Origin of the sequence: Spirillospora sp. NPDC046719 (genome assembly GCF_040645715.1) — a bacterium.
GTDB lineage: Bacteria > Actinomycetota > Actinomycetes > Streptosporangiales > Streptosporangiaceae > Spirillospora.
In genome coordinates, this window is the sequence record NZ_JBEYYT010000404.1 from 3,722 (window position 1) to 8,466 (window position 4,745).

The 4,745-nt window shown below is 74.6% G+C and carries 5 protein-coding genes; 3 read left to right on the forward strand and 2 right to left on the reverse strand.

Annotation, left to right across the window (positions count from 1 at the left end):
- Positions 1-114: 114 nt before the first annotated feature.
- Positions 115-1,095, forward strand: a complete 981-nt coding sequence (locus ABZ914_RS40905) for a DUF2804 domain-containing protein (RefSeq protein WP_500200009.1) — start codon at positions 115-117, stop codon at positions 1,093-1,095.
- A gap of 45 nt (positions 1,096-1,140) precedes the next feature.
- On the opposite strand, the gene ABZ914_RS40910 is transcribed toward ABZ914_RS40905, so the two are convergent.
- Positions 1,141-1,752 (reverse strand): acyl-CoA-like ligand-binding transcription factor, encoded by a 612-nt coding sequence (locus ABZ914_RS40910; RefSeq protein ID WP_500200011.1) that lies wholly within the window; start codon positions 1,750-1,752, stop codon positions 1,141-1,143.
- Positions 1,749-3,326, reverse strand: coding sequence for an MFS transporter (locus ABZ914_RS40915; protein WP_500200012.1), 1,578 nt, complete (start codon positions 3,324-3,326; stop codon positions 1,749-1,751). Before ABZ914_RS40915 ends, ABZ914_RS40910 begins: the two co-directional genes overlap by 4 nt.
- A 253-nt stretch (positions 3,327-3,579) precedes the next feature.
- Between ABZ914_RS40915 and ABZ914_RS40920 the strand changes: the two genes are divergently transcribed.
- Both ABZ914_RS40920 and ABZ914_RS40925 read left to right on the forward strand, forming a co-directional pair.
- Complete coding sequence (locus ABZ914_RS40920; RefSeq protein WP_500200013.1) at positions 3,580-4,281, forward strand: alpha/beta fold hydrolase; 702 nt, start codon at positions 3,580-3,582, stop codon at positions 4,279-4,281.
- Between the two features lie 147 nt (positions 4,282-4,428).
- Entirely contained in the window at positions 4,429-4,596 is a 168-nt protein-coding gene (locus ABZ914_RS40925; protein ID WP_500200015.1) for a hypothetical protein, read from the forward strand.
- Positions 4,597-4,745 lie beyond the last annotated feature (149 nt).

Sequence of the window (4,745 nt, forward strand, 5' to 3'; positions counted from 1 at the left end):
GCGCCGGCCACACGCCCACCCGGCCGCCCCGCGGCGCCCCCCCCCCCCCCCCCCGCCGGGACGGGGCCCCGCGGGGGCGGGACGGGGGCACGCAGGCGCCGTTAGGCTCGCGGGATGCCGACCGAGCGCGAGATCACCGAGCCCGTCGACCTGTGCCTCCCCGACGGGCGCCTCAACCCGGCGGCGGTCGGCTGGACGCGCCGCCCCCTGCACCGCGCGAACCTGCGCGGCTGGGGCCGCGCGAAGCGCTGGGAGTACTGGGGCGTCGTCACGCCCCGGCACATCATCGGGATCGTCGCGTCGTCGCTGGACTACGCGGGCGTGCACGGCGTCTATGTCCTCGACCGCGAGACCGGCGAGGAGACCGCCAGGGACGCGGTGGTCCCGTTCGCGCGCGGCGCCGCGTTCCCCGACCGCAGCGGCGAGGGCGAGGCCGCCGTCCGCGGCGGGGGAGTGGCGGTCGGCATCCGGCAGCGCCCCGGCGGCACCTCGCTGCGCGCCGCCGCGCGCGGCGTCCGGATCGAGCTGGAGATCTCGCTGCCGGACGGCCACGAGTCGCTCGGCGTCGTGATCCCGTGGAGCGACACCCGGTTCCAGTACACGGTGAAGGACGTGGGCCGGCCCGTGCACGGACGGCTGGTCCTCCCGTCCGGCGAGCACGCCATCGGCGGCGACGAGTCGTGCGCCGTCCTCGACCACGGGCGCGGCAAGTGGCCGTACCGGATGACGTGGAACTGGGCGGCCGCCGCCGGCCCCGGCGTCGCGCTCCAGCTCGGCGGCAAGTGGACCGCCGGCACCGGCCTGACCGAGAACGCGCTCTTCGTCGGCGGCCGCCTGCACAAGATCGGCGACGAGCTGGAATGGACCTACGACCGGTCCGGCTGGACCCGCCCCTGGGCCATCCTCGGCGACCGCGTCGAGGTGGAGTTCCGGCCCTTCCACGAGAAGGTCTCCCGGGTCGAGCTCGGCGTCGTCGGCAGCGAGACGCACCAGTGCTTCGGGCACTTCGCCGGGCGCGCCCGCACCGACGACGGCACCTGGATCGAGTTCGACGGACTCACGGGATGGGCGGAGGAGGCCCGCCAGCGCTGGTGAGGCAGGCGTCGACCGCGCGCACCGGCCGCTCGGGCGACGGTGGGGTCACAGGCGCAGGCCCTTGAACAAGGTGGTCAGCTGGCGGTCGTACAGGGCGGTGAGGTCCTCGGTGCCGCCGCCGTCCACCCAGTGCCGCATCACCGTCATCGAGACCGCGATGATCGCCGCCGCCGCGCACCGCACGTCCAGCTCGGTGGCGTCCCGGCCGGTCCGGTCCGCGATCGCCGCGGCCACCGCGTCCTGGTTGCGCAGCTGCTCGTCCATCGCGCGGGCCCGGATGCCGGGGTCGGTGAACGACAGCCGGATCCGGGTGAACAGCTCCTCGCGGTCGGCCTCCAGGACGCGGCCCAGCGAGTCGGCCATCGAGTGCCGGAGCGACAGCAGCACCGGCTCGTCCGCCGGGCGCGCGGCGAGCGCGTCGACGAGCGCCGAGTCGTACTCGTCCGACAGGATCACGTCCTCCTTCGCCGGGAAGTAGCGGAAGAACGTGCTGGGGGAGACCTCGGCCGCCTCGGCGATCTGGTCGACGGTCGTCGCCTCGTAGCCCTGCTCGGCGAACAGCCGGTACGCCGCGCGCCGGATCGCCAGCCGGGTCTTCGCCTTCTTGCGCTCGCGCAGCCCGCACGTCTTGCCGGCCGGGGTCTCCCTGGTGCTCATGCCGGCAATTCTCCCGCGTGCGCGGCGGGCACCGGGGCTGCGGCGGCGTTCCGCCCTGCCTGTGCGGCGCCTGCGCGTCGACCGGGAAGGAAGGCGACCGCGAGGACGGCGGCGAGAAGGGCCGCGCCCGCGCAGACCAGCAGCGTCAGGTCCATCCCGTGGACGAACGCGCTGTGCGCGGACGCCGCCAGCGCCCCGTCGTGCAGTCGTCCGGCCACCGCGTCCGCGCCGGTCACCGAGCCGCGCGCCGCGTCCGCCGCCGCGTCCGGGAGCCCCGCCACCGACAGCCGCGCCAGGTACCCCGCGTTCAGGACGCTGCCGAGCGCCGCGACGCCGAGCGCCCCGCCGAGCTGCTGGATCGTCTCCAGCAGGCTCGTCCCCGTGCCGGGGCCGTCCTCCGGAAGCGACCCGATCACCATGCTCGTCGCCGGGACGATCGCCAGCCCGAACCCGAGACCCGCCAGCGAGAGCCACCCGGCGGTCGCGCCGTAGCCGTCGCCGGGGCCGGTGGCGGCGCCGAGCAGCGCGCCGCCCGCGAGGAGCAGCAGTCCAGCGGGGATCACGACGCGGGCGCCGAGCCGCAGGACGAGCGGCTCGGCCAGCGTCGCCGCCGCCATCAGCCCGCCGATCAGCGGCAGCAGCCGCAGCCCGCCGCCGAACGCGCCGTTCCCCAGCACCGCCTGCAGGTACTGCGGGACGACGAACAGCAGCCCCATCACCGCGAAGTTGACGAAGACGGCGATGATCGCGCCCCACCGGAACGTCCCGTCCGCGAACAGGCCGAGGTCGACCAGCGGCGCCGCCGCCCGGCGCTGCCGCCGCACGAACAGCGCCATCAGCACCGCGCCGGCGGCGAGCGGCACCAGCACGGACGCGCTGCCCCAGCCGTGCTCGGGCACCTGGATGGTCCCGTAGACGAGCGCGATGATGCCGAAGGTGCCGAGCACCGTGCCGAGGTAGTCGAACGGCCTGCCGTCCCGCGCGCGCGGGCCGTCCGCTGGGAGCAGCCGCAGGCACGCGATCGCGGCGAGCACCGTCACCGGCACGTTGAACAGGAACACCGACCCCCACGGGAAGTGGTCGAGCAGCCAGCCGCCGACGAGCGGGCCGATCGGCATCCCGACCGCCGTCGCCGCCGTCCACACGCCGATGGCGCGCGGCAGCTCGTCCCTGCCGAACACGCGCGGCAGGATCGCCATCGACAGCGGCGTGATCATCGCCGCGCCGAGGCCGAGGACCGCGCGCGCCGCGATCACCTGCCCGGCCGTCCCCGCCAGCGCGCCCGCCGCGGACGCCAGCCCGAACAGCGCGATCCCGCCCACCAGCAGCCGCCGGTGGCCGTACCGGTCGCCGAGCAGCCCCGCCGGGAGCATCCCCACCGACAGCGCCAGCAGGTAGCCGCCGCCGATCCACTGCAGCTGCGCGCTGGTCGCGCCCAGCTCGTCCGACAGCGTGGGCAGCGCGACGTTGATGATCGTCCCGTCCAGCCCCACGATCAGCACGCTCAGCGTGAGCGCCGCCAGCGCCCACCACCGCCGCGCGGAGCGCTCGGGGTGCGTCGTCGTCGTCATCATGCCGTCCTCCTTGAAATGACAGTGAACTAGATTTTGATAGTGCACTGTCATTTGGGAGCCGTCAACCGTTTTCGATCCACTGCTTCCGGACGTGCGCTTGGCGGCAAACGGGCATAGGTCGGCGTCCTATCGGTGGTCCGCCACCTCCTGGCCTTGTGAGACTGCCGTTCATGCCGCGCGGTCTCCGGGTGCGCGGCGCGACGCCTGCCGAGGCGGCCCGCCTCGGTGCCGGGCCTTGAGAGAGGAGAAGTACATGGCGACGTTCGTTCTCGTGCCCGGCGGTTGGCGCGGCTCCTGGACGTACGAGGCGGTGGTCCCGCTGCTGGAACGTGCTGGCCATACCGTCCACGCGCTGACCCTGACCGGCCTGCGGCCGGATGACGACGAGGCGACCGTCGCGTCCGCCAACCTCGACACGCACGCCGAGGACGTCCTGCGGCTCCTCGACCGCGCCGGCATCACCGGCGCGACGCTGGTGGGGCACAGCTACGGCGGGATGGTGATCGCCGCCGCCGCCGACCGCGCCGCCGGGCGGGTCTCGCGGCTGGTGCATCTCGACGCCTACGTGCCGCGCGACGGCGAGTCGTGCTGGTCGTCGACGACCGAGCGCTTCCGGGAGATGTTCGCCGCCGGCGCCGCGGCCACCGGCTACGCCGTCCTGCCGCCGGGCGGCGGCGATCCCCGGCGCCGGCCCCACCCGCTCGCCTCGTTCCTGCAGGCGGCCCGGCTCACCGGCGCGCTCGCCCGGGTCCCTCGCCGGGAGTTCGTCTACTGCTCGGGATGGGAGGACCGGACGCCCTTCGCCGAACTCCGCGGCCGGCTCCTGGCCGATCCCCGGTGGCGGGTCCACGATCTGCCGACCGGTCACGACGCCATGCGCGAGGCCCCCGAGGCGGTCGCGGCCCTACTGCTCGCCGGGAGCGACACGGTGGAGACGAGGCCCACGGACGCATAGAGGCGGAGGGCCAACGGGAAGCCTCGACGAATCCGCGCGGGGATGGATCGAGGTGGTCGTGCTGGGGTGGTCCCACGGGGTGGACGCGCGGGGTGGACGCGCGGGGGTGATCACGCTGGGCGGTCGCGCTGGGGTGGTCGCATCGGGGTGATCGTGCTGGGGGTGGTCGTGCTGGGGGTGGTCGTGCTGGGGGTGGTCGTGCTGGAGGTGGTCGTGCTGGGGGCGTGCCGGGGGTGGTCGTGCTGGGGCGTGCCGGGGGTGGTCGTGCTGGAGGGTGCCGGGGGTGGTCGCATCGAGGTGACGCCATTGAGGTGACGTCATCGACGGATCGCGATCGGTATGAGGGGTTGTTCGGGCGATGGGAGTGAAGGGTGTTCGGGTGGTGGGGTGGCGCTTGCGTACGGGGCCGCCCCTCCAAAGTCAAGGGCGCCTTCGGCGTCGCTTCGCGATGGACTTCGTCCACC

Excerpts from the sequence above, each read along its gene's own strand:
- ABZ914_RS40905 (WP_500200009.1), top strand. The coding sequence starts at position 115 with ATGCCGACCGAGCGCGAGATCACCGAGCCCGTCGACCTGTGCCTCCCC.
- ABZ914_RS40920 (WP_500200013.1), top strand. The coding sequence starts at position 3,580 with ATGGCGACGTTCGTTCTCGTGCCCGGCGGTTGGCGCGGCTCCTGGACG.
- ABZ914_RS40910 (WP_500200011.1), bottom strand. The coding sequence starts at position 1,752 with ATGAGCACCAGGGAGACCCCGGCCGGCAAGACGTGCGGGCTGCGCGAG.
- ABZ914_RS40915 (WP_500200012.1), bottom strand. The coding sequence starts at position 3,326 with ATGATGACGACGACGACGCACCCCGAGCGCTCCGCGCGGCGGTGGTGG.